29 protein-coding genes are annotated in these 23,915 nt (G+C 71.1%); 17 read left to right on the forward strand and 12 right to left on the reverse strand.

Annotation, left to right across the window (positions count from 1 at the left end; all coding sequences use genetic code 11):
• The 14 genes from VF092_01640 to VF092_01705 form a co-directional block, all read left to right on the forward strand.
• The coding region (locus VF092_01640; GenBank protein ID HEX6745986.1) for a polynucleotide kinase-phosphatase at positions 1–1,597 on the forward strand (1,597 nt) is incomplete at its 5' end.
• A gap of 628 nt (positions 1,598–2,225) precedes the next feature.
• Positions 2,226–2,450 carry a DUF433 domain-containing protein gene (locus VF092_01645; GenBank protein ID HEX6745987.1) on the forward strand — a complete coding sequence of 75 codons (225 nt, stop codon included), beginning with the start codon at positions 2,226–2,228 and terminating at the stop codon, positions 2,448–2,450.
• On the forward strand, positions 2,447–2,797 hold the full coding sequence (locus VF092_01650; GenBank protein HEX6745988.1) for a DUF5615 family PIN-like protein: 351 nt from the start codon (positions 2,447–2,449) through the stop codon (positions 2,795–2,797). The genes VF092_01645 and VF092_01650 overlap by 4 nt, the downstream gene beginning before the upstream one ends.
• A 163-nt stretch (positions 2,798–2,960) precedes the next feature.
• Positions 2,961–3,728, forward strand: coding sequence for a hypothetical protein (locus VF092_01655; GenBank protein HEX6745989.1), 768 nt, complete (start codon positions 2,961–2,963; stop codon positions 3,726–3,728).
• 307 nt (positions 3,729–4,035) lie between these two features.
• Positions 4,036–4,743: a PAS domain-containing protein gene (locus VF092_01660; GenBank protein ID HEX6745990.1), complete on the forward strand. Its 708-nt coding sequence runs from the start codon at positions 4,036–4,038 to the stop codon at positions 4,741–4,743.
• Positions 4,744–5,119: 376 nt separating this feature from the next.
• Positions 5,120–7,678 carry a PIG-L family deacetylase gene (locus VF092_01665; GenBank protein ID HEX6745991.1) on the forward strand — a complete coding sequence of 853 codons (2,559 nt, stop codon included), beginning with the start codon at positions 5,120–5,122 and terminating at the stop codon, positions 7,676–7,678.
• A 174-nt stretch (positions 7,679–7,852) separates the two neighbouring features.
• On the forward strand, positions 7,853–8,596 hold the full coding sequence (gene map / locus VF092_01670) for a type I methionyl aminopeptidase (protein ID HEX6745992.1): 744 nt from the start codon (positions 7,853–7,855) through the stop codon (positions 8,594–8,596).
• A gap of 2 nt (positions 8,597–8,598) precedes the next feature.
• Positions 8,599–8,928 (forward strand): hypothetical protein, encoded by a 330-nt coding sequence (locus VF092_01675; GenBank protein ID HEX6745993.1) that lies wholly within the window; start codon positions 8,599–8,601, stop codon positions 8,926–8,928.
• Positions 8,925–9,281, forward strand: coding sequence for a hypothetical protein (locus VF092_01680; protein ID HEX6745994.1), 357 nt, complete (start codon positions 8,925–8,927; stop codon positions 9,279–9,281). Before VF092_01675 ends, VF092_01680 begins: the two co-directional genes overlap by 4 nt.
• Positions 9,282–9,532: 251 nt before the next feature.
• Positions 9,533–10,573 (forward strand): extracellular solute-binding protein, encoded by a 1,041-nt coding sequence (locus VF092_01685; GenBank protein ID HEX6745995.1) that lies wholly within the window; start codon positions 9,533–9,535, stop codon positions 10,571–10,573.
• A 30-nt stretch (positions 10,574–10,603) separates the two neighbouring features.
• Complete coding sequence (locus VF092_01690) at positions 10,604–11,617, forward strand: DUF4062 domain-containing protein (protein ID HEX6745996.1); 1,014 nt, start codon at positions 10,604–10,606, stop codon at positions 11,615–11,617.
• Positions 11,610–12,695, forward strand: coding sequence for an ABC transporter ATP-binding protein (locus tag VF092_01695; protein ID HEX6745997.1), 1,086 nt, complete (start codon positions 11,610–11,612; stop codon positions 12,693–12,695). Before VF092_01690 ends, VF092_01695 begins: the two co-directional genes overlap by 8 nt.
• A gap of 8 nt (positions 12,696–12,703) precedes the next feature.
• A complete protein-coding gene (locus VF092_01700; protein ID HEX6745998.1) occupies positions 12,704–13,099 on the forward strand; it encodes a hypothetical protein in 396 nt (131 codons plus the stop codon).
• Complete coding sequence (locus VF092_01705; protein ID HEX6745999.1) at positions 13,096–14,010, forward strand: GNAT family N-acetyltransferase; 915 nt, start codon at positions 13,096–13,098, stop codon at positions 14,008–14,010. Before VF092_01700 ends, VF092_01705 begins: the two co-directional genes overlap by 4 nt.
• A gap of 19 nt (positions 14,011–14,029) precedes the next feature.
• Here VF092_01705 and VF092_01710 read toward each other — a convergent pair whose 3' ends face one another.
• The 9 genes from VF092_01710 to VF092_01750 form a co-directional block, all read right to left on the reverse strand.
• Positions 14,030–14,269 (reverse strand): hypothetical protein, encoded by a 240-nt coding sequence (locus VF092_01710; protein ID HEX6746000.1) that lies wholly within the window; start codon positions 14,267–14,269, stop codon positions 14,030–14,032.
• A 47-nt stretch (positions 14,270–14,316) separates the two neighbouring features.
• The gene (locus VF092_01715) at positions 14,317–14,565 is read right to left on the reverse strand and encodes a hypothetical protein (GenBank protein ID HEX6746001.1); all 249 of its coding nucleotides are present in this window, start codon (positions 14,563–14,565) and stop codon (positions 14,317–14,319) included.
• 69 nt (positions 14,566–14,634) lie between these two features.
• The gene (locus VF092_01720; GenBank protein ID HEX6746002.1) at positions 14,635–14,877 is read right to left on the reverse strand and encodes a hypothetical protein; all 243 of its coding nucleotides are present in this window, start codon (positions 14,875–14,877) and stop codon (positions 14,635–14,637) included.
• Between the two features lie 67 nt (positions 14,878–14,944).
• Positions 14,945–15,151 carry a hypothetical protein gene (locus VF092_01725; protein HEX6746003.1) on the reverse strand — a complete coding sequence of 69 codons (207 nt, stop codon included), beginning with the start codon at positions 15,149–15,151 and terminating at the stop codon, positions 14,945–14,947.
• A gap of 25 nt (positions 15,152–15,176) precedes the next feature.
• Positions 15,177–15,362 (reverse strand): hypothetical protein, encoded by a 186-nt coding sequence (locus VF092_01730; GenBank protein HEX6746004.1) that lies wholly within the window; start codon positions 15,360–15,362, stop codon positions 15,177–15,179.
• A 32-nt stretch (positions 15,363–15,394) separates the two neighbouring features.
• Positions 15,395–15,613 (reverse strand): hypothetical protein, encoded by a 219-nt coding sequence (locus tag VF092_01735; GenBank protein ID HEX6746005.1) that lies wholly within the window; start codon positions 15,611–15,613, stop codon positions 15,395–15,397.
• 36 nt (positions 15,614–15,649) lie between these two features.
• A complete protein-coding gene (locus VF092_01740; GenBank protein HEX6746006.1) occupies positions 15,650–15,853 on the reverse strand; it encodes a hypothetical protein in 204 nt (67 codons plus the stop codon).
• Positions 15,854–15,966: 113 nt separating this feature from the next.
• The gene (locus VF092_01745) at positions 15,967–16,158 is read right to left on the reverse strand and encodes a hypothetical protein (GenBank protein ID HEX6746007.1); all 192 of its coding nucleotides are present in this window, start codon (positions 16,156–16,158) and stop codon (positions 15,967–15,969) included.
• A 69-nt stretch (positions 16,159–16,227) separates the two neighbouring features.
• Entirely contained in the window at positions 16,228–16,428 is a 201-nt protein-coding gene (locus VF092_01750) for a hypothetical protein (GenBank protein ID HEX6746008.1), read from the reverse strand.
• A 178-nt stretch (positions 16,429–16,606) separates the two neighbouring features.
• Here VF092_01750 and VF092_01755 point away from each other — a divergent pair, with 178 nt between their 5' ends.
• The 3 genes from VF092_01755 (at position 16,607) to VF092_01765 (ending at position 20,808) form a co-directional block, all read left to right on the forward strand.
• A complete protein-coding gene (locus VF092_01755; protein HEX6746009.1) occupies positions 16,607–18,277 on the forward strand; it encodes an iron ABC transporter permease in 1,671 nt (556 codons plus the stop codon).
• 336 nt (positions 18,278–18,613) lie between these two features.
• On the forward strand, positions 18,614–20,389 hold the full coding sequence (locus VF092_01760; protein ID HEX6746010.1) for a hypothetical protein: 1,776 nt from the start codon (positions 18,614–18,616) through the stop codon (positions 20,387–20,389).
• Positions 20,386–20,808: a hypothetical protein gene (locus VF092_01765; GenBank protein ID HEX6746011.1), complete on the forward strand. Its 423-nt coding sequence runs from the start codon at positions 20,386–20,388 to the stop codon at positions 20,806–20,808. The genes VF092_01760 and VF092_01765 overlap by 4 nt, the downstream gene beginning before the upstream one ends.
• Before the next feature lie 145 nt (positions 20,809–20,953).
• Here VF092_01765 and VF092_01770 read toward each other — a convergent pair whose 3' ends face one another.
• The 3 genes from VF092_01770 to VF092_01780 form a co-directional block, all read right to left on the reverse strand.
• Positions 20,954–21,865 carry an MlaD family protein gene (locus tag VF092_01770; protein HEX6746012.1) on the reverse strand — a complete coding sequence of 304 codons (912 nt, stop codon included), beginning with the start codon at positions 21,863–21,865 and terminating at the stop codon, positions 20,954–20,956.
• 77 nt (positions 21,866–21,942) lie between these two features.
• Positions 21,943–22,734 carry an ATP-binding cassette domain-containing protein gene (locus VF092_01775; GenBank protein ID HEX6746013.1) on the reverse strand — a complete coding sequence of 264 codons (792 nt, stop codon included), beginning with the start codon at positions 22,732–22,734 and terminating at the stop codon, positions 21,943–21,945.
• 304 nt (positions 22,735–23,038) lie between these two features.
• Entirely contained in the window at positions 23,039–23,821 is a 783-nt protein-coding gene (locus VF092_01780; protein ID HEX6746014.1) for an ABC transporter permease, read from the reverse strand.
• Positions 23,822–23,915: the final 94 nt, after the last annotated feature.

The following is a 23,915-nucleotide window of genomic DNA, read 5'->3' on the forward strand; positions in this document are numbered from 1 at the left end:
GGCCCACGCGGGGATGAAGGAGGAGATGCAGGGGCGCGCGTCGGGCGGCGTGCGCGAGTTCGCGCTGTATGGCGACACGTCGGGCGAGGTGGACGAGCTCGGCCTGCCCGTGCGCCACGACTGGGCGCGCGACTACCGCGGCCGCGCGTCCGTGGTCTACGGCCACACGCCCGTCCCCGCCGCGGAGTGGGTGAACGGGACGATCAACATCGACACCGGGTGCGTGTTCGGCGGCAGCCTGACGGCGCTGCGCTGGCCCGAGCGCGAGCTGGTGTCGGTCCCCGCGGCGCGCGTGTACGCCGAGCCGGCGCGGCCCTTCCTCCCCGAGCCGGGCGCGGAGCCGCCGGTGCGCGACGACGTGCTGGAGCTGGAGGACGTGCGGGGGAAGCGCATCGTCGAGACGCGCCTGAGCCGCACCGTCACCATCCGCGAGGAGAACGCGGCCGCGGCGCTGGAGGTGATGAGCCGCTTCGCCGCGAATCCGCGCTGGCTGGTCTATCTCCCGCCGACGATGTCGCCGTCGGAGACGAGCCGCGCGCCGGGGCTGCTGGAGCACCCCGCCGAGGCGTTCGCCTACTTCCGCCGCGAGGGGGTGGAGACGGTGGTGTGCGAGGAGAAGCACATGGGCTCGCGCGCCGTCGCCGTGGTCTGCCGCGACGAGTCGGTGGCGCGGCGGCGATTCGGGGTGGAGGGGGAGGGGATCGGGATCGTGTACACCCGCACCGGCCGCCGCTTCTTCGACGACGCCGCGCTCGAGGCGGCGATGCTGGAGATCGTGCGCGACGGCATCGGCGCGGCGGGGCTGTGGGACGAGCTGGCGACGGAGTGGGCGGTGCTGGACTGCGAGCTGATGCCGTGGTCGGCCAAGGCGCAGGAGCTGGTGCGCGAGCAGTACGCCGCCGTCGGCGCGGCCGCGCGCGGCGGGCTGGGCGACGCGGTCGCCGCGCTGCGGCAGGCGGCGGATCGCGGCGCGCCGGTGGATCCACTACTGGCGCGCTACGAGGCGCGCGGACGGATGGTGGAGGACTACGTGGCCGCGTACCGCCGCTACTGCTGGCCGGTGGCGTCGCTCGACGACCTGCGGCTGGCGCCGTTCCATCTCCTGGCCACCGAGGGCGCGGTGCACGTGGACCGCGACCACCGCTGGCACATGGAGACGATCACCCGCATCCGCGAGGCGGCGGGGCGGCTGCTGTACCCGACGGAATACCGCATCGTCGGCCTCGCCGACGAGGCGGCCGAGGCGGCGGCCACGGCGTGGTGGGAGGAGATGACCGCGCGCGGCGGCGAGGGGATGGTGGTGAAGCCGCTGCAGTTCGTCGCGCAGGGGCCGCACCGCCTGGTGCAGCCGGCGGTGAAGTGCCGCGGGCGCGAGTACCTGCGCATCATCTACGGCCCGGAGTACGCCGAGCCCGCCAACCTCGAGCGGCTGCGCGTGCGCGGCCTGGGCGGCAAGCGCTCGCTCGCCCTGCGCGAGTTCGCGCTGGGGATCGAAGGCCTGGAGCGCTTCGTCCGCCGCGAGCCGCTGCGCCGCGTGCACGAGTGCGTGTTCGGCGTCCTCGCGCTCGAATCCGAGCCGGTGGATCCGCGGCTTTGAAGTGCCCAGTGCCCAGTGCCCAGTGCCCAGTGACCAGTGACCAGTGACCAGTGACCAGTGCCCAGGAGACGTCATCCTGAGGGCCGGCAGACCGACGTCGCGTCTGCGCTGTAAGTCGGCCGGCCCGAAGGATCTATAACCGCGTCCGGCACACAGCCCGGGTCACGGGACGGCAATCTGGCGTGAGGCGCGACGAACGATTGATCTCACCGGCGGACGCGATGGTTCGCCGGCCCTGTCCGAGGGAGTTCCGGACGTTCTGGAGTGGAGGGTTTCGACAATGGCGAAGCGGAAGAATCACCCCGACCAGCCGTCCTTTTGAGCGCACCAGCAAGCGGCGCAAGGGCTTCCCGTCCGAGACGCGCGTCGGGCGCGGCGTGCGTATCGTGCACGGAGACAAGGAACTGAGCGAGAAGCTCGGCCGCAACGACCTGTGCCCGTGCGGCTCCGCGAGGCGGTTTCCGCAACTGCTGCCTGCGCTCGGGCCGGTTTCGACGGCGCCCCGCGCGCGCACTACTTTCCGCGAGTGATCACGGCTTGGTCAGACTGGACGCGAAGCATGCGACCCAACGCTGATTCGATTAGCTTCGTTGGGCGAGAAGCATTGAACCTGTAAGGAGGTTGCCGCATGGACACCTCGAAGGTGGTCCACAGTCACCCTGAGATCGTGAGCGGTGAACCCGTGTTCGTGGGGACACGCGTACCCGTGCGTAACCTCCTCGATTGGATCGAGGGCGGGCACACACTGGACGAGTTCCTGGACAACTTCCCGTCCGTTCAGCGTGAGCAGGCTATCGCGTTTCTCGAGCAAGCCGCGGAGGCCCTGCTTTCGGGGCTCGCCCACGCCGCATGAGCGACGAGTCGCGGCCGCGCCGCCAGGTGCTGCTGGATGAGATGCTGCCCCGGCTGCTCGCCCGTGAGCTGCCGGGGCACGACGTGACGACCGTGGCCCAACGAGGATGGACCGGCGTTCTCAACGGCGAACTGTTGCGGAGGGCGGAGGCAGCAGGAATCGAAGTCTTCGTCACGGCGGATCGAAAGATGGAGTACCAGCAGCGGCTTGCCGGCCGGAGCTTCGGGGTCGTGGTGATTGTGGCCGGCGGCACGAAGCTCGAGGATTTGCGCCCGCTGGCCGAGCCGCTGAACGAGACCATCACCCACGTTCTTCCGGGAGAGATTCTTCACGTCTTCCGCCAGTAGTGATCAGTCTTGCAGCACACACGGTGCGCGAGTGATCTGTAACGCGTTGGCGTGACAGCGTCTCTTGCGGAACAGATGGCGCAGCGGCACGATTCCGGCAGGCCGGGGCGCTTCGCGCGCTCCGGCGCCCCCCATCCCCACATTCCACGCCCGTGGTGCCGCCGTGAGATCCGCCGTCCTGCGCAGCATCCCGCTCGTCATCGCGATCACCGTCGTCCCCGTCGCCGCGCGAGCGCAGTCCGCGGGCGCCGATACCGCGCAGCGGGCCGTGCCGGCGGTCCCGTCTCCCGTCGCGGCGGTGCCGATCCCCCCCGCTACGACCGATCCCGCCACCATCACGCCGGCCGCCGCGCCGGCCGAGTCCGGAACGGCTTCGACCGAAACCGCCGCACCAACTGTATCCACAGAATCCGCGGCGACGGCTCCTGGCGCGTGGCGCGGGCTGGCGGCGGGCGACACGGTACGGCTGGTGAGCGCGGCCGGGCGCTACGCGGGCACCATCTCCCGCGTGACGGCCGACACGGTGGTGATCGCAGGGCGCGGGCGCAGCGACGCGGTGGTGCGGTCGGACGTCATGGAGATGTACCGCCTGACCGGGCGCGGCTCGCGCGGCAGGGCGATGCTGCGCGGCGGCGGGCTCGGGCTGATCGGCGGGGCCGCGCTGGGGCTGCTGGCCGGGGCGACCGTGGCCCGCGTCGAGTGCAAGCCTACCGACACCGACTGCTCGCCGGGGCGCGACAAGACCATCCCCGTGGCGCTCACCGCCGACGGCGCGATCCTCGGTGCGCTGCTGGGGATCATGACCGGGCCGGCTTTCCGCCACACCAACTGGGAGCGCGTCGACGCGGCGCCCGCGCCCGCACTTCCGCCCGTCTCCGTCACGCCCGCACCGGGCGGCGGCGTTTCGCTCGGCGCGACGCTCAGGCTCTGACGCGACGCAGCGATCCCCGTCTCCCCGCGAAGCCCTGCCGGCCACACCCCACCCCCGGCAGGGCTTCCGCTTTCATCGCACTCTCCGCCATCTCCCGAACGTTCCGGGTGACGGATCGCGCGTCCGGAGATTCGACACCGATCGAAATCCATACGCGCCGGGAGACGGTCGGAAGGCAGGCGGAGACGCGGGAATCCCGCGTCTCCGCTTGCTTTTTCGGGAGATGGGGATCTGGCACGGCGCTTGTCTATGCACCGCTCGCCAATCTCCGTCGACCGCATCTCCCGCCATGCCCCATAGACGCATCATGCCCGCCGCACACGTCACCCTCGACACCTTCGCGCGCCCCCCGCGCAGACCGGCCCGCCGCGCGCCGGCCGCCAGCGAGCCCGTCCGCGCCGCGCCGTCCGAGCCCGCGCCACTGCTGACCGCGCCCGCCGAGCCCGCGCAGAAGCTCGAGCGCCGCCGCCGCGCGTGGAGCAGCGCCGTGATGTACGCCGCCGCCGCGGTGATCGTCCTCTGCGTCAGCATGGAGATCGCGCCGCGGCTGGCGTTCGGGCGGGGCGCGCCGGCGGCCACGATCGCCGTCGCCGCGTTCGCGCTGACGGCGAGCGGGGTGATCGGGTGGCGCCACTTCGGGCTGCGCAGCGAGGCCGCGCGGCTGCGCTCGGAGCTGAACGCCGCGCGCGAGGCCGAGCGCTGGCACCGCGCAGTGGTGAACCAGGTGGCCGAGGCGGTGCTGATCGCCAGCCCCGAGGGCCGCCTGCTGGAGAGCAACCAGGCCGCCTGGCAGCTGCTCGGCCGCAGCCACGACGAGCTCGCCGGCCGCCGCCTGTGGGACCTCCTCCCGCTCGACGACCGCGTGGTCGCCCTGCGCCGCGGCGAGTTGGTCTCCACGCACGGCGGCGGCCTGCGCCGTCTCCTGCGCCCCGACGGCAGCGCGGTGCTGGCCGACGTCAACTGGTCCACCCTCCCCGACGGCCGCGTCGTCTACCTCGCCCGCCCGTTCAAGTAGGCGATGACTGGGATCAACAGGAGGGGGAGCCGTCGCGCACGGCTCCCCCTTCGTCGTTGATGGTCCCTTCGGGTCAGCACAGCGCACCGACGGGCGGCTGAAGCCGCAACAACAACCACGAAAAGCCTCGCAAATCGCGCGAGGCTTCAACCGCTCGCGGGGGGAGCCGCAACGAGATTCCTCCGTCCGCGCGAGTGCCCGGCACCGCAGCCTGCGCAGCAGGCTTCCCAATGTTCCAGCCGCGGCTTCAGCCGCCCGTCCCCGCCGCCTGTCCCGGTATCCCGTTCAGCCGTGCGCCGGCCCTGCATCACCCAATTCGTTCATATGTGAAGCAACCCCCTTGTGCGCACGCCGGGCGGCGCCCAAGCTTAGCCGCATGTTCACGAAACGAGTTCGCGCGGCGGCGCTGCTGGCGCTGTCGCTGCTTCCCGCCGCGCCGGCCGCGGCGCCCGCGCAGGACGGCGGCAGCATCGGCGAGTACCGCGGCGCCGCGGCGCTGGGGCTGGCGCTGCGGCGCCTGGGCACCACCAAGCGCGTGCTGATGATCGGCGCGCATCCCGACGACGAGGACACGCAGCTGCTGGCCGGCCTGGCGCTGGAGCAGGGCGCCGACGTGGCCTACCTCTCCCTCACCCGCGGCGAGGGCGGGCAGAACGGCATCGGGCCGGAGTTGCACGAGGCGCTGGGGCTGCTGCGCACCGAGGAGCTGCTGGCGGCACGCCGCGTGGACGGCGCCATGCAGTTCTTCACCCGCGCCTACGACTTCGGCTTCAGCAAGACGCCCGACGAGACCTTCCGCCACTGGCCGCGCCAGGAGCTGCTGCGCGACGTGGTGGGCGTCATCCGCCTCTGGCGCCCGGACGTGATCGTCTCGGTATGGAGCGGGACGCCACGCGACGGACACGGGCAGCACCAGGCCTCCGGCATCATCGCCCGCGAGGCGTACGAGGCGTCGGGAGATCCGAACCGCTTCCCCGAGCAGCTGCGCGCCGGGCTCCCCGCCTTCCGCGCGGCCGAGTACTACGTGTCGCAGCGCGGCGACAGCGCCAGCGCGAGCGTCGCCATCGCGCTCGGGGGGATGGACCCGCTGATCGGCCGCTCGCCCTTCCAGCTGGCGATGGCGAGCCGCTCGCGCCACCGCTCGCAGGACATGGGTCGCCCCGAACTGGCCGGCCCGCGCTACGGCTACCTGCGCCGCGTGGTCCCCGCCTCCGCCGGCCGCGAGCGCTCGCTGTGGGAGGGGATCGACACCACGCTCTCGCAGCGCGCGGCCGCGCTCGCGCCGTACGACCGTGCCGTCGCCCGCGCGCGCACCGCCGCGGCGATGCTGGACCCCGGTGCGCTGGCCGACCCGCTCGCCGCCGCCGTGCGCGCGCTCCGCGAGGACATGGGGAAGGCGGAGGGAGCGACGTTCGCCGCGCAGAACGAGATCCGGCAGGCGGAGCAGGCGCTGGCGATGGCGGCCGGGCTGGAGCTGGACGCCGTGGCCGACGACGAGCGCATCGTCCCTGGGCAGGAGCTGGGGATGGAGGTGACGCTGTGGAACGGCGGATCGGCGTCGATGGCGGTGAGCAACCTTGAGCCGCTTCTCCCCAACGGCTGGGGGGTGACGGCGGTCGATCCCCTCCCGACGGACAAGGTGGCGCCCGGTGCGCTGGTGCGGCGGAGATTCCGCGTGCGCGTGCCGGCGGACGCATCGCCCACCATCCCCTACTTCCTGCGCCAGCCGCGCGACGGCGACTTCTACCGCTGGCCCGACGACTGGTCGGTCGTCTCCCGCCCGTTCGAGCCGGCGCCGCTGCGGGTCGTGGCGCGCGTCCGGGTCGCCGAGGTGGAGGTGCCGATGGAGCGCGAGGCCAGCTTCCGCGCCGTCGACCCGCGCCAGGGCGAGCTGCGCCGCCCGGTGATGGTGGTCCCCGCCGTCTCGGTGATGCTGGAGCCGGAGACCAGCATCCTTCCCACCGGCGGCGCCCCGCGCGCGTTGCGCTACCGCGTGCGCCTGCAGGGCGAGGCGCCGCAGCCGGTGAGCGGCACGCTGCGCATCACCGTGCCGCAGGGGTGGCGCGCGGACCTCGACGGCCGGCGCGTGACCCTGGCCGCCGGCGAGCCGCACGCGCTGGAGCTGACGGTGACGCCGCCGGCGGGGGTGCGGCCCTCGGCCATCTCCCTCTCCGCGGCGTTCGAGGCGGAGGGCGGGCGGCGATACACGCGCGGGCTGCAGGTGATCGACTATCCCCACGTGCGCGCGCGGCCGCTCTACCACGACGCGGCGTCCACCGTGCGCGCGTTCGACGTGCGCGTGCCCGCGGGGCTGAAGGTGGCGTACGTCGAGGGCGCGGGCGAGGAGGGGCCGGGGATCCTGGCGCAGTTCGGCATAATCCCCAGCGTGCTGACGGCGGACTCGCTGGCGGGCGCCGACCTGTCGAAGTACGACGTGATCGTCACCGGCATCCGCGCGTACGAGGTGCGGCCGGACCTGGGCGCCAACAACGCGCGGCTGCTGGAGTACGTGCGGCGCGGCGGCACGCTGATCGTGCAGTACAACAAATACGAGCTGGTGCGGGGGCACTTCACGCCGTATCCCATCACCATGGCCGACCCGCACGACCGCGTGACCGACGAGGCGGCGCCGGTGAAGGTGCTGGAGCCTTCGAGCCCCGTCTTCACCACGCCCAACCGCATCGGCGACGACGACTGGCGGGGATGGGTGCAGGAGCGCGGCCTCTACTTCGCGCACACCTGGGACCCCGCGTACACGCCGCTGCTGGAGATGACCGACCCCGGCGAGGCGCCGATGCGCGGAAGCCTGCTGATCGCGAAGTACGGGCAGGGCACCTACGTCTACACGGGCCTGGCCTTCTTCCGCCAGCTCCCCGAGGGCGTCCCGGGTGCCTGGCGCCTGTTCGCGAACCTGCTGGCGCTGGGCGCGAAGTAAGTCGCCGGGCGGGCGATCGAATGAGGCAGGATGCCGACGCGGGAGTCCGCGAAGGCGGACTTCCTGAAGTTCCAGCGGTGGGTTTCAACCCACCGGCTCCGGCGGGCGGCTCGGAGCGGGGGACCCGGATTTCACCGGCTGCGGGTTGCAACGAATCGAGGTCGTGAGCAAGCCATGTCCATCGAGACCGAGCAGGACCTGGAGGGGATGAAGCGCGTGGGGCGCATCGTGCGCATCTGCATCGAGCGGATGAAGCGCGCGGTGCGGCCGGGGGTGACCACCGCCGAGCTCGACCGCATCGGGGGGCAGGCGCTGCGCGAGCACGGCGCCCGCTCCGCGCCCAAGCTGGTCTACGGCTTCCCCGCGGACATGCTGATCAGCGTGAACGACCAGGCGGTGCACGGCATCCCCGGCGCGCGCAGGCTGCGCGACGGCGACCTGGTGAAGCTGGACGTGACGGTGGAGAAGGACGGCTACATGGCCGACGCCGCCGTCACCGTCCCCGTGGGCCGCGTCCCCGAGGAGCGCCGCGCGCTGGTCGCCGCCGCCCGCGCCGCGTTCGAGAAGGCGATGGAGGTGGCGACGGTGGGGAACCCGGTCAACGCCATCGGCCGCGCGGTGGAGGGCGAGGTGAAGCGCCGCGGCTTCAACGTGGCGCGCGACCTGGCGGGGCACGGGATCGGGCGGACGATCCACGAGGCGCCGAGCGTGCCCAACCACTACGACGCGCGCCTGCGCCAGCCGCTCACCGAGGGGCTGGTGATCGCCGTGGAGCCGATCGTCACCGAGCGCTCGGGGCGCACGGTGGAGGACGCGGACGGGTGGACGGTGCGCACGGCGGACGGCGGCTTCACCGCGCACTACGAGCACACCATCGTCATCACCCGCGGCCGCCCGCTCCTGCTGACCGCCGCCTGACGATGGTCCTCCTCGCCGATCTCCTGTTCGTGGCCGCGGTGGGCACGGCCATCGTGGTGGCCAACCGGGGGTGGAAGCGAGACATCGGCCGGAAGAAGGCGTATCGCTCACCGGAGGAGCAGATCCAGGCCGAGTTCCCCAGGTGGCGGCGCGAGGAAGTGCGAAGGCTGCTGGAGTTCGCCACCACGTACACGCCTCCGAAACAGCGTGACGAAGTGATGTTCCGGATGCTGAGCGAGGCGCGCGGCAGCCTCGGCCGGCTGCGGAAGCAGGCCGTCAGCGAGCTGGCGGTGCTCCCCGACGGCACCCGGCCGCCGCCGAAGCATCGATGACGCCGCGCGACCTCCTCCTCCTGCTGGTGGCGCTCACGGCGGCGATCTGGCTGGCGCGCTGGATCTCCGAGCGGCGCGGGCGCCCGAAGCGGGTCCGCCACGACGACCCGCTGCAGCAGATCGACGCCGACTTCCCGCCGCGCCACCGCGACGAGGCGAAGCAGCTGGTGGAGTCGATCGCCGGGCTGGCCAAGCCGGAGGACCGCTACATCATCCGCCGCCGCATCGTCGACGCCGCCCGCGGCGACATCGGCAAGCTGCGCCGCGGCGCGCCGAAAGCCCGCGAGGCGCTGGAGCGCATGTACCGCTTCTTCGGCGACGAGCTGAGCAAGCCGGGTTCGCCGGGCGAATGAATTCGCGGCAACGACTGCGCAAAGTCCCTGCGGGACTGCGGCTGAAGCATCGGTTCGTCGCGCCGGTATTTGTGCGGCGATGAGTTCTCCCCCGCCCCTGCGAAGCGGGGGAGGGGGCCGGGGGGAGGGGGCCTTCCGCGGCCGCGCGAGATCAGGCATCCCGCGCCGCGCCTGCCCTGGGATCTCTCCTCCGCAGGTGATCAGGGGTGAGTCGCGGGGCTGGGGATCACATCGAGATTCGACCTGGACGGATGCGAATCATCTACCGTGGTTTGACGCCGCTCGCGGCCGCCACCGTGCTCGCCGCGTGCGGGGGCGGCGACGATCGCGAGGTGCTGACCATCTACTCGCCGCACGGGCGGGAGATGCTGCAGGCGTTCGAAAAGAAGTACGAGGCGCTGCACCCCGAGGTGGACGTGCAGTTCCTCGACATGGGCTCGCAGGAGATCCTCGAGCGGCTCCGCGCCGAGCGCGCGAACCCGCAGGCCGACGTCTGGTGGGGCGCGCCCGCGGTGACGTTCGAGGAGGGCGTGCGCGACTCCGTCCTCGAGCGCTCCACGCCGTCGTGGGCCGGCGCGCTGCCGGCCGACGCGAAGTCGCGCGATGGCTTCTGGTACGGCACGTATCTCACGCCCGAGGTCATCGCCTACAACAGCGCCGCCGTCTCGCGCGCCGACGCGCCGAAGGACTGGGACGACGTGCTGGACCTGCGCTGGAAGGGGAAGGTGCTCATCCGCAACCCCGGCGAGAGCGGCACCATGCGCGCGATCTTCGGGATGATCATCCAGCGCGGCATCCGCGCCGGGCGCGACACCGCGGCCGGGTTCGAGTGGCTGCGGCGGCTGGACGCGCAGACCAAGGAGTACACGCTCAATCCCACGCTGCTGTACCAAAAGCTGGCGCGGCAGGAGGGATTGATCACGCTCTGGGACCTGCCGGACATCGAGGCGCTGAAGGCCAAGGGCGCCGCGTGGCCGATCGACTACGTGATCCCCACCAGCGGCACGCCGGTGCTGGTGGACGGCGTGGGCGTGGTGCGGGGGACGCGGAACCAGCAGCGCGCGCGGGAGTTCGTGGAGTGGGTCGGCGGCGCGGGCGTGGTCCCCGCCGCGCGCGAGTTCTTCCGCCTTCCCGCGCGCACCGACGTCCCCGACGACTCACTGCCGCCCGGCCTGCGCCAGGTGAAGGCCCAGCTCAAGCCCGAGCCGATGGACTGGGCCCTCCTCCAGCAGAAGACCCCCGAGTGGATGCGCTACTGGGACGAGCACGTGCGCGGCAAGGGCGGGCGGTGAGGCGGCCTATCTATGGACGGAGCAACAGCGATGACTCAGAAGAAGAAGCTTCAAGTGTTCGTATCGTCTACATATCAGGACTTACGAGCTGAGAGGCAAGCTGCGGTTGAGGCTATCCTGACTGCTGGGCACATCCCCGCGGGAATGGAGTTGTTCGCGGCTGGTGATCAATCTCAGATGAAGGTGATTGAGAACTGGATAGATGAATCCGATGTGTTTTTGCTCGTGTTAGGAGGGCGATATGGGAGCATCGAACCAAATAGTGGCAAGAGCTATATTCATCTGGAATACGAATACGCGGTCGCTAGAGGAAAGCCTGTGTTTGCCGTGGTTATTGAAGAGCAGCACCGGAAAGAGCGGATCAAGATCTTGGGTGAAATAGCTATAGAAACAGAGAACGCATCCAAACTCCGAGATTTTCGGGATCAAGTTCTCGGTACACGACTCGTGAGATTCTGGAGTGATCCACGTGATATCAAACTCGCGATTCACGAAACTATGGCTGAACTCATCCGTCGCGATGATCTCGTTGGTTGGGTCCCTAGAGCACAGAACGTCGACACCGGTGCTCTTGCAGAACAATTGGCTCGTTTGGCGAAAGAAAATTCTGACCTTCGCAAAATAGCGGAAAGTAGTGTTTCAGTCCAATTATACAATGGCTTACGCTACGAAGAACTTCTCGATCTGCTTCGGCGTGAAAACTTTGAGTGTGTCCCTACAGACGACCCATATGACACGGAATTCGTTGACATGTTACGCGGAATATCGAAGTGGTCTTCTCAAGATCAACCGACGATTCGAGACGTGGTGTGGGTACTACGAACGCAGGTTATTCCGACGATTCAAGTTGATTGGAGCATGAAGAACCTGCGGCGGGCACTTCGTCGCCTCGAATACTACGGGATAGTCACCGACATAGATAAGCGCGGGTATGAGTCTCAGCAGGATTCGTTCAAAATTACCCGGGATGGCCAGAGATTTATTCTGCGCTTGATCGTAGAAGGTCATCGACACGATTCTGCTCGTCAGGAGCCGGATGCCTGAACGTTCGGTGCTTCTCCGCCTCGAATCGCTGACGCGCCGCTTCGGCGAGACCGTCGCGGTGGACGACGTGTCGCTGGAGGTGCGGCAGGGCGAGTTCCTGACGCTGCTGGGCCCCAGCGGCTGCGGGAAGACCACCACGCTGCGCATGATCGCCGGCTTCGAGCACCCCACCAGCGGCCGCGTGACGATCGCCGGGCGCGACGTGACGGCGCTCAAGCCGCAGAAGCGCGACGTGGGGATGGTCTTCCAGAACTACGCGCTCTTCCCGCACCTGGACGTGTGGGACAACGTCGAGTTCGGCCTCCGCTCGCGCGGCGTCTCCCGCGCGGACGCGAGGCCGAAGGTCGAGCGGGCGCTGGCGCTGGTGGAGATGGAGGGCTACGGGAAGCGGAAGGTGCAGGCGCTTTCCGGCGGCCAGCAGCAGCGCATCGCCCTGGCGCGCGCGCTGGCGCCCGAGCCGCCGCTGCTCCTGCTCGACGAACCGCTGTCGAACCTCGACGCCGCGCTCCGCGAGCGCACCCGCGACGAGCTGCGCGCGCTGCTCAAGCGGCTGGGAATGACCGCCGTCTTCGTCACCCACGACCAGGAAGAGGCGTTCGCGCTCTCCGACCGCATCGCGGTGATGAGCCGCGGCGTGCTGCAGCAGCTCGGCACCCCCGAGGCGCTCTACGCGTCGCCGGCCAACACGTTCGTCGCCGCGTTCCTTGGCCGAGCCAACTTTCTTCCCGCCACCGTCGACGGTCCGCACGGCGACGCCATCGACTGCCGTCTCGACGCCGGCCCGCTCTGGCCCGCGCGCCCGGCGGACGGGGTCGACGCGAAGCCGGGCGCGGCGGTGCGGGTGATGGTGCGCCCCGAATCGCTGTGCATCGTCCGCGATCCGTCTGTCGACGGGCTGACGGGGCGCGTGCTGGACCGCCGCTTCGCCGGCTCGCTCTCCTTCTACCGCGTCGCCGTGGACGGCGGGCCGGAGATCCTGGTGCAGGCCGGCGCGAATGCCGCCGCTCCCGGCGAGGAGGTGCGCGTCACCCCCACGCCCGGCGCGGCGATCCTGGCTTTCGCGCCGGCCGGCGCGTGAGCGCGAGCATGGCCGCCGGGACTTCGCTCACGCTCCGCGAGCGCGTCCTCTACCACCAGGTGCACCCGCTCAAGCTGCTGGTGGACTGGGGAACGGCGGCGGCGGCGCTGGTCCTGCTCTGGCGCGGCCGGCTCGTCCCGGCGTTGGTGGTGATGCTGGTTCCGCCCGCGCTCGCCTCCGTGCTGCTCGTCCGCTTCGGCCGCTTCGACGGCGTCCGGCGCTCCCGGCTCGGCGCGTACCTGCGGCGCTGGATGACCCCGCACGCGCAGGTCGTGCGGCTGGTGGGGATGGCGATCGCCGCGGTGGGCGCCTGGGTGCACGCACCCATGCTGGTGGCGGGCGGAGCCGCGCTGATCGTGCTCGTCTGGACGCGCGGCCTCCTCCTCCGCGCCGGCAGGCGGTGAGCGCCGCATCCATCCGCCCGTTCCAGCCGCGCGACGCGGATGCGGCCGCCGCGCTGATCGCCGCCGAGTGGCCGCACCGCGCGGACGAGGCGGAGCAGCTCCGGCGCGGCGAGCTCCATCCCGACGCGCGGCGCTGGGCCGCCGCCGACCCGTCCGGCGGCGGCCTCGTCGCCTATGCGGCGCTCTGGCGCGTGCGCGACCGGCGTTTCCGCATCGACCTGGACGTCGCGCCGGCGTGGCGGCGGCGGGGGATCGGCGGGGCGATGCTGGAGACGGCGGTCGCCGCCGCGGCGGAAGACGGCGCGGCGACGGTGCAGGCGCGCGCCTACGCCGGGGCGGCGGACGCGCTCCGCTTCCTCGCGCGCCGCGGCTTCGCGGAGACGATGCGGATGTTCGGCCTCGCGCTCGACGTTCGCGCGATCGATCCGCTGCGGCTGGCGGCGTACGAGCAGGCGGCCGCCGCGCAGGGATTCGCGCTCACCACGCTGGCGGCCGAGGAGCGGCGCAATCCCCACTCCCTGCGTGACTTGTGGGAGGTCTACGCCGCCGCGCAGGAGGGGTGGCGCGATCCCGATCCGCCGCCCGTCCCCGATCCGCCGATGACGTTCGAGGCGTTCCTGCGGCGCATGGACGAGTTCCCCACGGACCCGGACGCCTTCTTCATCGCCATCCACGGAGAACGATACGCCGGGCTGACGGGCTCGATCGGCACCGCCGTCCACCCCGCCTACCGCGGGCGCGGCGTGGCGAACGCGCTGAAGGCGCGAGCCGCGCTGCACGCCCGCACCACGGGACGGGGGACGATGGAGACGTGCACCGGCAACCCGGCGATGCTGCGCGCCAACGAGAACGTCGGCTTCCGCCGCACCTGGACCGAGGTGCGGCTGGTGCGCCGGGTCTCCGCGCCCTGAGTCGTGGATGGCGCTGCGCTCAATCGAGGCAGATGGGCTTCGCGCCGGTCCAGCCGCAGACGTCGCAGCTGTCTTCGCAGGTGTACGCGCAGGTGTCGTATTCCTCGCCGCAGGTGGCGCAGGTGACCACGACGTAGGTGGGGCCGGTGCAGTGGTCGTTGCCCGTGTTGTAGAACTCGCCCGCGGGCGCGTCCTCGTCCGGGCGCACCGTGAACGACTCCACCTGCAGGTCGTCGGGCTGAAGCCGGATTCCTGGCATCGGTATGTCCTCGCGCGAATGGTGAAGGGTGATCGAAGGGGCCGCGCTCACCCGCAGGGGTCGAACGCGCTCTCGCCGCAGCCGCAGCTGCCGCAGACGTTGGGGGTGAGCCAGCAGGTGCCGCCGCACGACAGGATGTTGCAGCTGAACACGTTGGGGTCGGCGGTCTCGGGCGGCGGGCCGCACGGGTCGAACGAGCCGTGCGCGCGCACGGTGCCGGCGATCTCCGTCGCTTCGGCGCGGGTGTCGAACGTCTCCACCTCGAGCGCTTCGAGCTCCAGCCGCAGCTTGCGCATGATCTCCTCCGGCTCCTGGGTGATGCGACGGCGCCGCCGCCCGGGAGCGGACGACGGCGCCGGGGCGAATCAGTTGATGCAGGTCGGATCGTTGCCCGTGAGGAAGCACGCGTTGATGCACGAGTTTCCGCACGTGTACCAGTGGTAGTCCGTCTCCATGCAGTACTGGCTGGCCGGCTCGGAGCACGCCTGCCACGGGTCGAAGGTGACGTACGACTGCGCGCGCACGGTACCCTTAGGCGCGTTGTCCTGCTTCTGCGCGGCGAACGAGTCTACGCGCAGGGTGTCGGGGTCCAGCTTCAGCTTGCGCATCCGGCCTCCCTGGTGGAATGAGAAGCGGACAGGGTGCCCGCGGGAAGGCGGGCACCCGCCGCATGCTTCAGGCGGTGGTGTCGAAGGTGCACCGGTGCGGGCAGCTCAGGATCTGGGTGCAGTCGCAGTTGGTCTCGCACGTCGCGGCGCACGTGTTCCCGCAGTACGTGGGCGGCGTCGCATGCGCGTGCACCGTCCCCTCGCAGGCCGCATGGACCTCGACCGCGAACGACTCCACGCGCAGGGCGTCCGCCTCCAGCTTCAGCTTGCGCATCTTCGCTCCTGAGAAAGGCGAGGTTTCAGCACGGGTAGGGGCCGGTGCAATTGGCCACGCAGGCCGAGTTGCAGTTGCTGTTCTGGCACGAGAGGCCGAATGTCACCCGCTTCATATCGTGGCCGTGCACCGTGCCCGCGTCGGCGAGGGCGGCCTCGGCCGCGAACGACTCCACGCGCAGGTGGTCGAGATCGAGCTTCAGCTTGCGCATCCTGGCTCCTGGAAAATGGGTGAAGAAAGGGTTCAGAGGGTGGTGGTGGTGCACAGCTCCGTCAGGCACGGCGCGATGCTCGGGCACCCGAGCGTGCAGTCGCAGTTCGTCTCGCAGAAGGTCATCGCCGTGGCGGGAGGACAGTTGCGCGTCGGGGCGTGCGCGGCGACGGTGCCACGCGCGTCCGGCGCCTCGTCGCTGACGAACGAGTCCACGCGCAGGGTGTCGGCATCCAGCTTCAGCTTTCGCATCTGGGCTCCTTGGAAGGATGGGGAATCGCCGCCCGGTCAGCTGGTGGTGCACGGCACGGTGTTGCATCCCAGCGTGCAGTCGCAGTTGGTCTCGCAGAACGTCATCCCGGTGGCCGGGCAGGTGGGGTTGCGCGTGGCCAGCGCGTGCGCGGCCACGGTGCCGCGCGCGTCCGCCGCATCGTCGCTCGCGGCGAACGATTCCACGCGCAGGATGTCGGGATTCAGCTTCAGCTTTCGCATCTTCCCCTCGTTTCTCGATTTGGCGTGAGTGGAGGCGCTCCGCTCAGTGGATGGTGCATTGGGGAATGCTGGCGGCGCAGCCGAGCGTGCAGTCTCTGTGGTCCTGTCTCCCCCTAGCAGATGCAGGCGCTGTCGATCGTCTGGCAGAAGCAGGCGGCGGGACCGCTGCAGCTGCCGTCGCCGGTGCACGGGCGCGGTACGACGGAGACCGCCTGCCCCTGCACGGTGCCGCGCGCCAGGGACGTGCCCTCGACAGCGAACGACTCGACGCGCAGGTTGCCGAGGTCCAGCTGGATCTTGCGCATGGGATGGTTCCTTTGCGGAGAAGGGTGAAAACGCGGAGCCCGGCGCCGCCGCCGGGCTCCGCCCATGGCTCAACAGTTCTTCACCGAGTCGCAGATGCAGGCCACGTCGCCGCTGCAGCTGTCGGTGCCGGTGCAGACGTCGGTGTACTGGCAGCAGATCCCGGTGACGGTCCATTCCTGCCCTTCCACCGTCCCGCGCCCCTTCCCCGCGCCGTCGACGGTGAAGGACTCGACCTGCAGCTCGTTGAGATCCAGCTGGATCTTCCGCATCGTGCTCTCCGGATGGGGATGGTGGACGCCGCGTACGAACGTTTGTCGAACTGCGCGACTGGGCTGAAAAGAAGTGGGATGAGGCGTTTCGGGCAAGGTTCCCGGTCGAAGTGTGGCCGGAATGGAGAAGATAAGGGGCTGAGGATCGGGAAGATGATGACGATGCATGGAGGCGCCGATGGCTGAGCCTCTCCGCCGCCGCGCGGGCGGGACGGCGCTGCTGGCCGCCGCGGTGGCGGTCGTGCTGCTCTGGCTGGTGCTGTATCCCAACCTGTTCGTGCTGGGCGACAGCCTCCTGGACCACGGGCGGGTGACCGCGGCGCACTACGCGCGCTTCTTCGGCAGCGCGTCGGAGCTGCGGGCGCTGTGGAACAGCGTGTGGATCTCCCTGGCCAGCGTGGTCCTCTCCGCGCTGGTGGGCGTGCCGCTGGCCTTCCTCTTCGCGCGGCGCGACTTCCCCGGGCGGCGGGTGCTGGGCGGGCTGGCTGCGATGCCGGTGCTGCTGCCGCCGCTGGTGGGCACCATCTCCTTCCTCTTCCTCTACGGCGAGACGGGGTTCCTGACGCGAGGCGTGCAGGCGGCGCTGGGGCTGGCCGAGCCGCCGTGGCGGCTGGACGGCGCGTGGGCCGTGCTGCTGGTGCACGCGTACACCATGTACGTCTACTTCTACCTCTTCGTCAGCGCGGGATTGGCGCGGCTGGACGCGGGCTACGCCGAGGCCGCGGCCGCGCTGGGCGCCGGGGGGTGGACCACGCTGCGCCGCGTGACGCTGCCGATGCTGGCGCCCGCGCTGGGCGGCGCGTCGCTGCTGGTGTTCATGACCTCGATGGCGTCGTTCAGCGCGCCGTACGTGTTCGGCGGCGGCTTCCGCGTGCTGACCACGCAGCTCTACGCGACGAAGCTGAACGGCGACGCCGGCCTGGTCGCCGTCGAGGCGGTGGTGCTGGCGCTGGTCTCGCTCGCCTTCCTCGTCCCCCTGCAGCGGTACGAGGCGGCGCGCGACTACACCGGCGCGTCCAAGGGCCTCGCCGTCGCGCCGCCGGCGGAGTCGGGGCGCGGATGGGTGATGACGCTGGCCGCGGCGGCGTTCGTCGGCTTCCTGCTGCTGCCGCACCTGACCGTGCTGCTGGTCTCCTTCGTCCCCGAGGGCACCTGGACCACGCAGGCGCTGCCGCCCGTCTACTCCGCCGAGCCCTACCGGCGGATGTTCAGCGACGCCGAGACGCTGCGCCCCGTGCTCAACTCGCTGCGCATGGCCACGGTGGCAACGCTGGCGAACGTCGCGTTCGCGTTCGCCGCCGCCTACCTGCTGGCGCGGACGCGGGTGCGGGGGAAGGGGCTCGTCTCCGCGCTGGTGGCGCTCCCATGGGCGCTGCCGGGAACGGTGCTGGCCATCGCGCTGGCGTCGACCTTCAGCGTGAACCGGCCGCTGGCGGGGCGATTCGTGCTGGTGGGAACCTTCGCGATCCTGCCGCTGGCGTACTTCATCCGCAACATCCCGCTGGTCACGCGCGCGGCGCTGTCGTCGTTCCGCCAGCTCGACCCGTCGCTCGAGGAGGCGGCCGCGTCGCTCGGCGCCGGCCCCGCGACGGCGATGCGGCGCGTGGTGCTGCCGCTGGTGCTGCCGGGGCTGATGGCGGGGGCGCTGCTGGCGTTCGTCAACGCGCTGGGCGAGTTCGTCGCGTCGATCCTGCTCTACACCAACCGCACGCGCCCCATCAGCATGGAGATGCTGTCGCAGCTGCGCGCCTTCGACTTCGGCGGCGCCTCGGCGTACGGCGTGCTGCTGATCATCCTCGTCGCCCTCGTCTTCGCCACCGGGTATCGGAATGTGGTGGAGGGGAGATAACGAGCTTCCGGCAGCGAACATGGCCGCGGCCGCAGACGGCCCCCTCCCCCCGACCCCCTCCCCCGCTGCGCAGGGGCGGGGGAGCACTCAGTGCCGAATCAGGCGGCCGCACTGAGGTCTCCCCTCCCCCATCCCTCCCCCCTCGTGGGGGAGGGGCCGGGGGTGGGGGGGAGCCGGCGGCCGCGCCAGCGCCCGCTCCCGCCCTGTCAAACTCCCGCCGGCTCGCGCGTCTCATCCTGAGCACGCGAAAACGGTTGTCGCGCGACATCTTCCCGTAGACGCTGGCGCGGGGGATGCGACGTGGGTCCGCAGGCGCAACACACCTCGGAGCGGCGGATGAGATCGGTCCGAACCCTCACACTCGCGCTGGCGACGCTGGCGTCCGCGCATGCGGCGGCGCAGGCGCCGGTGGTGCTCGCGGCCGGGCGGGCGCAGCCGGGGCGCGCGGACTCGGCGCGGGTGCTGCGCGACGCACGGCGCGCGCAGGCGGCGTTCGAGCGCGTCCGCTTCACCCATCTCCCGTGGACGATGGACAGCGGGGCGGGCGGCGCGGGCACATGTGACGAGATCGTCGGCCGCTTCTGCATCTGGAAGACGGACACGGAGGAGGACTGGAAGGTGCCGCCCGAGCACGCCGAGGTCGTGCGCGAGCGGGATTCGCTGATCGCCGACCTCGACCGCGCCGCCGCCGCGTCGCCGGGGGATGCGTGGGTGGCGGGGCAGCGCGTCCGCTACCTCGTCGAGGCAGGACGCCACGCCGACGCTGCCCGCGCCGCGCGCGAGTGCCGCGCGGAGCGGTGGTGGTGCCTGGCGCTGGAGGGCTACGCCTCGCACGGCGCGCGCGACTACAGCGCGGCGGAGGCCTCGTTCGCGGCCGCGCTCGCCGCGATGCCGGCGGACGCGCGGCGCGAGTGGGACGCGCTCACGCCGGTACTCGCGGACGGGGAGGCGCGCGCGCTGCGGCGCATGGCCGCACCGGAGCGCGATTCGATCCTTCGGCGCCTGTGGTGGCTGGCCGACCCGCTGTGGATGGAGCCGGGGAACGACCGGCTGACGGAGCACTTCGCGCGCCTCGTCTTCGACCGCCTGCAGGACCGCGCGCGGACCTCGGACGGCATCTTCTGGGCGTACGACCTGGCGGAGATCCTGGCGCGCTGGGGCCAGCCGAGCGGGTGGGAGCGCGTGCGGCCGCGCTTCGGGCAGGGCTCCCTTTCGTCCGTCATCACCCACTACCATCCGAGCTTCGAGTTCCTGCCGAGCGTGGCGATGGCGCGCGACCCGCTGGCCATCCGCGCGGAGCAGTGGAAGATGGACGAGCGCGGCGCGCACTCGCTGTACGCGCCGCCGGGGATCCGCCGCTTCTGGCGCCTGCCGCACCAAGTGGCCGCCTTCCGCCGCGGCGCCGACGCCGAGATCGTGGCCGCGTTCGAGATGGACCGCGACAGCATTCCCGCGCGCCCGAGCATCGACGCGGGGGTGGTGCTGATGCGCGACCCCGGCGCCGCTCCGGCGGTTCGGACGGCGCGCGTCACCTCTCCGCGCGGCGTGGTGCGCATCTCCGCTACGCCGGAGCAGACGGTGCTGAGCCTGGAGGCCGTCGAGCGCGACAGCGGCCGGGCCGGGCGCGCGCGCTTCGGCATCGACCTGCGGCGGCCGGCGGAGAACGGGCTCGCCCTCTCCGATCTCCTGCTGCTGGACCAAGTCGATGCGCGCCCGCGGTCGCTCGACGAGGCGGCGCCGCTCGCGCGGGGCAACGACGAGTTCCGCGCGGGCGATCGCGTGGCGATGTTCTGGGAGGTGTACGGACTGGACGCGCGGACGGACAGCCTCACCTTCTCGCTGGCGCTGCTGCGGCGCGCGCCGGGCGGGCTGCGGCGGACGGCGGAGTCGCTGGGGCTGGCGCGCGGCGTGGGCCCGGTGCGGATGCGCTGGACCGAGGAGGCGTCGGGCGCCGTCGTCCCGCGCTCGGTCGGGGTGACGCTCCCCCGCCTTCCCGCGGGTGACTATGTGATCGAGGTGACGGCGCGTTCGCGCTCCGGCGCGTCGGCCGCCGCGCAGCGCGAGATCACCGTCGCGCCGCCGAAGAGACCCTCCAACCGCACCGGTAGATGAGAAGCTGTGTCAAGGAGATGGGATCCGCCGCGCTGGCGCTGGCGCTCGCGGCGTGCGCCAACCCGCGCGCGAAGGCGGTCGCGGAGCTGGAGCGGCTGCAGACGGAGATGGATCGCCACGCGGCCGCCTACGGGCGCTACCCCGCCACGATCGACACGCGCCGCCCCGCCGCCGCGGAGAACCTGCCGTACGCGCCATCGGAGGGCATCACCGTCTACCTGCTGACGAGCGACACGCGCGGATACCAGGCCGTGGCCACGCGCCGCCCATGGTCGTGCTCGCTCGTCTTCGTGCGCGGCGAGGGCCAGCGCGTGGAGTGCAACCCCAACGCGACCTCCGCCAACATCCGCGCCGACACCGCCGAGTCCCGCCGCGTCTTCAACGGCGTGCTCTCGCCAGGCGCCGATTCGGCGAAGTAATCTGAAAAAAATGGGCTCACGCAGAGTCAGCAGGGTTAGCAGAAAACTGCAGCTTTTTACTGCTGACCCTGCTGACTCTGCGTGAGAAAAAAGAAGGGCGGGCGTCCGATCCGGAGCCCGCCCTTCACCGCATCTCCCAATGAGGTCAGAAGACGCTGACGCTCAGGTACTTCTTGGGGTTGGCGCGGATGTCGTTGGTCAGCTGGTTCAGGTTGGCGACCGCGCTGTTCAGGTTCACGTACAGCGAGTCGTCCTTGCTGAGGCGGCCCAGCGTGCCCTCGCCGCGCTCCATGCGGCCCATCACCACGGCCAGCGAGGTGCTGGCCTGGTGCAGCTGGCCGGTGGCCGCGTCCAGCCGCGCCGTCAGGCTGTCGGTGCGCGCGATGGCGCGCGCCAGCTCGGGGCGCGTGGTCGCGCTCTCGACCCCCGCCGCGCTGCGCCGCAGCGAGGCGGAGAGCGCGGAGAGCTGCACCCGCTGGTCGGCGGCCAGCGCCTGCAGCGAGCCGAGCATGGCCTGCAGCTCCGAGGCGCTGCTGTGCACCGAGCCGATGGCCTCCTGGCTCAGCAGCAGGTTGGCGCGCATCAGCAGCGTGTCGGCGCGGCCGCCCACCTGCTTGGCGGTGCCCGCCAGGTCCTGCGCCGTGCCGCCCAGCCCCTGGTCCTGCTCGGCGCTGGCCAGCAGCTCGCCGGGCTGCGCCTGGTTGCGCGAGCTCCCGGGCAGCACGTCGGCCACCATCTCGCCCAGCAGCCCCTTGGCCGTCAGCCGCACCTTGCTGTCGTCGGGGAAGTGGTACTGCCCCTCGATCTCCAGGCGCATGCGCACGCCCTGCGGGGTGAGCTTGAGGTCGGCCACGCGGCCGATGTTGACCCCCGAGAGCTGCACGGGGTCGCGCGCGCGGATGCCGCCCGCGTCGCGCACCACCGTGGTCACGTAGTACCGCCCGCGGAAGGTGCCGGGGTCGGTGAGGATGAAGAGCGCGGCCAGCACGGCCAGGATGCCGGCCAGGACGAAGATCCCGACCTGCACCTCGCGCCGGGGGGACCGGGTGGGTTGCACGATTGACGTCTCCTGCGGGGAGATCCGGTTGCGGGGGGGCACGGCGGCCCCCCGGTTGGTTTCGTCTGCTCGCTGGATCATTGCGCCTCCGCCATCTCGTCGTCGGGCACGTCACGCTCGATGAACGCGCGCACGAGCTGGTCGTCGCTGGCGCGGAACTCGTCGGGGGTGCCCACGAAGCGGATCCGGCCGTGGTCCAGCAGCGCCACGCGGTCCGAGATCGGCAGCGTGCCTTCGATGTCGTGTGATACGATGATGCTGGTCACCCCCAGCTCTTCGGCGAGCTGGGAGATGAGCCGGTGCACCACCGTGCCGTTCACCGGGTCGAGCCCGGTCACCGGCTCGTCGTACAGCAGGATCTCGGGCTCGCCCACGATGGCCCGCGCGATTCCCACGCGCTTGCGCATCCCGCCCGAGAGCTCGCTGGGGATCTTCCCCAGCACCTTGGCGGGGTCGAGGTTCACGTGGTCGAGCGAGCGGGCCACGCGGCGGAGCACCTCCTTCTCGCCCCACTCGCGGATCTCCTCGTCGGTCAGCCCCTGCGCCACGTTCTCGTACACCGTCATCGAGTCGAACAGCGCGGCGTTCTGGAACACGTACCCCACCTTGCGCCGCACCTCGCGCAGCGCCCTGCGGCCGCCGCGGAACACCGAGTGCCCGTCCACCACCACGTCGCCGCGGTCGGGAACGATCAGCCCGATGGTGGTCTTCAGCAGCACGCTCTTGCCGGTGCCGGAGTGGCCGACCACCGAGATGGTCTCGCCCCGCCCCACCACCAGGTCCACGCCCGCCAGCACGGGCTGGTCGAACGCCTTCCACACGTCGCGGTACTCGACCATCGGGTCGCCCACCGCCGGTTCAACCGTCATCTATTCCTCCACATCCCCGCGTCACGAATCAAAAGTGCCCAGTTCCAAGTGCCCAGTGCCCAGTGCCCGGGGGGGGATCCGGTGCATCACGCCGACTGTCGTTCTGCCGCCGGCTATAGATCCTTCGGCCTGCAACCATTTGCGCGGCCGCCGGTCACGGTCTGGTCGGCCTCAGGATGACGGCTTCGAGTTCCCGCGCAAGGAGGAGACGTCATCCTGAGGGCGGTCAGACCGGATTTTCGTCCACTCCGCCGGTTGCAGCCCGAAGGATCTATCGCATCGGCGTGAGCGACAGCATGCATCACTAGTTCAGCAGCAGCGGCGGGAAGAGCGCGTCGATCACCAGCACCGACAGCGTCATCAGCACCACCGCGCTGGTCGTGGACTTGCCCACGCCCTCGGCGCCGCCGCGGGTGGCCAGGCCCATGTGGCTGGCCACCAGGGGGATGACGAAGCCGAACGCCACGCCCTTGGCCAGCGAGTAGAACATGTCCCAGTTGTGCCAGAACAGCCCGGCCCCGTAGCGGAACGCCGGGATCCCCAGGTGCACCGTGCTCTGCGCGGCGATCATCCCGCTCACCACGCCGGCCAGGTTGCAGAGCGCCACGAGCAGGGGAACGACGATCAGCCCCGCCACCAGCCGCGGGGCGACCAGCGTCCGCACGGGATCGCGGCCCAGCGAGTAGAGCGCGTCGATCTGCTCCGACACCTGCATCGTGCCCAGCTCGGCGGTGATGCGGGCGCCCACGCGGCCGATCAGCACGATGGCCGTCATCACCGGGCCCAGCTCCAGGATCACCGAGCTGGCCACCACGCTTCCCAGGATGTACAGCGGCACGCCGCCGGTGAACTGGTAGCCGCCCTGCTGCGAGGTCACGATGCCGCCCAGCATCCCCGTCACCAGCACGATGGGGATGGAGCCCACGCCCATCCAGTACATCTGCCGCGCGATGTCGGCCATGGCCACGCGGCCGCTGAACAGGTACATGGCCGAGCGCCAGACCAGGCTGGCCATGTCGCCGGTGTGCGCCGCGAAGCGTTCCCAGCCGGCGCCGAGCGACGCCAGGAAGTCGGAGATCTTGCCCATCGAACCCTGTCCAGGATGAAAAAGCCCGGGCCCGCCCTGCGGCGGAACCCGGCGCGGCGCCAAGCCGGAAGCGCAACGCAGTATACCCCTCCGC

Origin of the sequence: Longimicrobium sp. (assembly GCA_036377595.1) — a bacterium.
In the GTDB taxonomy this organism is placed as follows: Bacteria; Gemmatimonadota; Gemmatimonadetes; order Longimicrobiales; family Longimicrobiaceae; genus Longimicrobium.

What these genes read in the sequence shown, in the direction of transcription:
- VF092_01710 (HEX6746000.1), bottom strand. Translation starts at nt 14,269, where the DNA reads ATGCCAGGAATCCGGCTTCAGCCCGACGACCTGCAGGTGGAGTCGTTC.
- VF092_01750 (HEX6746008.1), bottom strand. Translation starts at nt 16,428, where the DNA reads ATGCGGAAGATCCAGCTGGATCTCAACGAGCTGCAGGTCGAGTCCTTC.
- VF092_01695 (HEX6745997.1), top strand. Translation starts at nt 11,610, where the DNA reads ATGCCTGAACGTTCGGTGCTTCTCCGCCTCGAATCGCTGACGCGCCGC.
- VF092_01745 (HEX6746007.1), bottom strand. Translation starts at nt 16,158, where the DNA reads ATGCGCAAGATCCAGCTGGACCTCGGCAACCTGCGCGTCGAGTCGTTC.
- VF092_01660 (HEX6745990.1), top strand. Translation starts at nt 4,036, where the DNA reads ATGCCCGCCGCACACGTCACCCTCGACACCTTCGCGCGCCCCCCGCGC.
- VF092_01740 (HEX6746006.1), bottom strand. Translation starts at nt 15,853, where the DNA reads ATGCGAAAGCTGAAGCTGAATCCCGACATCCTGCGCGTGGAATCGTTC.
- VF092_01765 (HEX6746011.1), top strand. Translation starts at nt 20,386, where the DNA reads ATGAGAAGCTGTGTCAAGGAGATGGGATCCGCCGCGCTGGCGCTGGCG.
- VF092_01720 (HEX6746002.1), bottom strand. Translation starts at nt 14,877, where the DNA reads ATGCGCAAGCTGAAGCTGGACCCCGACACCCTGCGCGTAGACTCGTTC.
- VF092_01680 (HEX6745994.1), top strand. Translation starts at nt 8,925, where the DNA reads ATGACGCCGCGCGACCTCCTCCTCCTGCTGGTGGCGCTCACGGCGGCG.
- VF092_01730 (HEX6746004.1), bottom strand. Translation starts at nt 15,362, where the DNA reads ATGCGCAAGCTGAAGCTCGATCTCGACCACCTGCGCGTGGAGTCGTTC.
- VF092_01735 (HEX6746005.1), bottom strand. Translation starts at nt 15,613, where the DNA reads ATGCGAAAGCTGAAGCTGGATGCCGACACCCTGCGCGTGGACTCGTTC.
- VF092_01690 (HEX6745996.1), top strand. Translation starts at nt 10,604, where the DNA reads ATGACTCAGAAGAAGAAGCTTCAAGTGTTCGTATCGTCTACATATCAG.
- VF092_01775 (HEX6746013.1), bottom strand. Translation starts at nt 22,734, where the DNA reads ATGACGGTTGAACCGGCGGTGGGCGACCCGATGGTCGAGTACCGCGAC.
- VF092_01725 (HEX6746003.1), bottom strand. Translation starts at nt 15,151, where the DNA reads ATGCGCAAGCTGAAGCTGGAGGCGGACGCCCTGCGCGTGGAGTCGTTC.
- map (HEX6745992.1), top strand. Translation starts at nt 7,853, where the DNA reads ATGTCCATCGAGACCGAGCAGGACCTGGAGGGGATGAAGCGCGTGGGG.
- VF092_01685 (HEX6745995.1), top strand. Translation starts at nt 9,533, where the DNA reads ATGCGAATCATCTACCGTGGTTTGACGCCGCTCGCGGCCGCCACCGTG.
- VF092_01650 (HEX6745988.1), top strand. Translation starts at nt 2,447, where the DNA reads ATGAGCGACGAGTCGCGGCCGCGCCGCCAGGTGCTGCTGGATGAGATG.
- VF092_01715 (HEX6746001.1), bottom strand. Translation starts at nt 14,565, where the DNA reads ATGCGCAAGCTGCGGCTGGAGCTCGAAGCGCTCGAGGTGGAGACGTTC.
- VF092_01760 (HEX6746010.1), top strand. Translation starts at nt 18,614, where the DNA reads ATGAGATCGGTCCGAACCCTCACACTCGCGCTGGCGACGCTGGCGTCC.
- VF092_01780 (HEX6746014.1), bottom strand. Translation starts at nt 23,821, where the DNA reads ATGGGCAAGATCTCCGACTTCCTGGCGTCGCTCGGCGCCGGCTGGGAA.
- VF092_01665 (HEX6745991.1), top strand. Translation starts at nt 5,120, where the DNA reads ATGTTCACGAAACGAGTTCGCGCGGCGGCGCTGCTGGCGCTGTCGCTG.
- VF092_01755 (HEX6746009.1), top strand. Translation starts at nt 16,607, where the DNA reads ATGGCTGAGCCTCTCCGCCGCCGCGCGGGCGGGACGGCGCTGCTGGCC.
- VF092_01700 (HEX6745998.1), top strand. Translation starts at nt 12,704, where the DNA reads ATGGCCGCCGGGACTTCGCTCACGCTCCGCGAGCGCGTCCTCTACCAC.
- VF092_01645 (HEX6745987.1), top strand. Translation starts at nt 2,226, where the DNA reads ATGGACACCTCGAAGGTGGTCCACAGTCACCCTGAGATCGTGAGCGGT.
- VF092_01675 (HEX6745993.1), top strand. Translation starts at nt 8,599, where the DNA reads ATGGTCCTCCTCGCCGATCTCCTGTTCGTGGCCGCGGTGGGCACGGCC.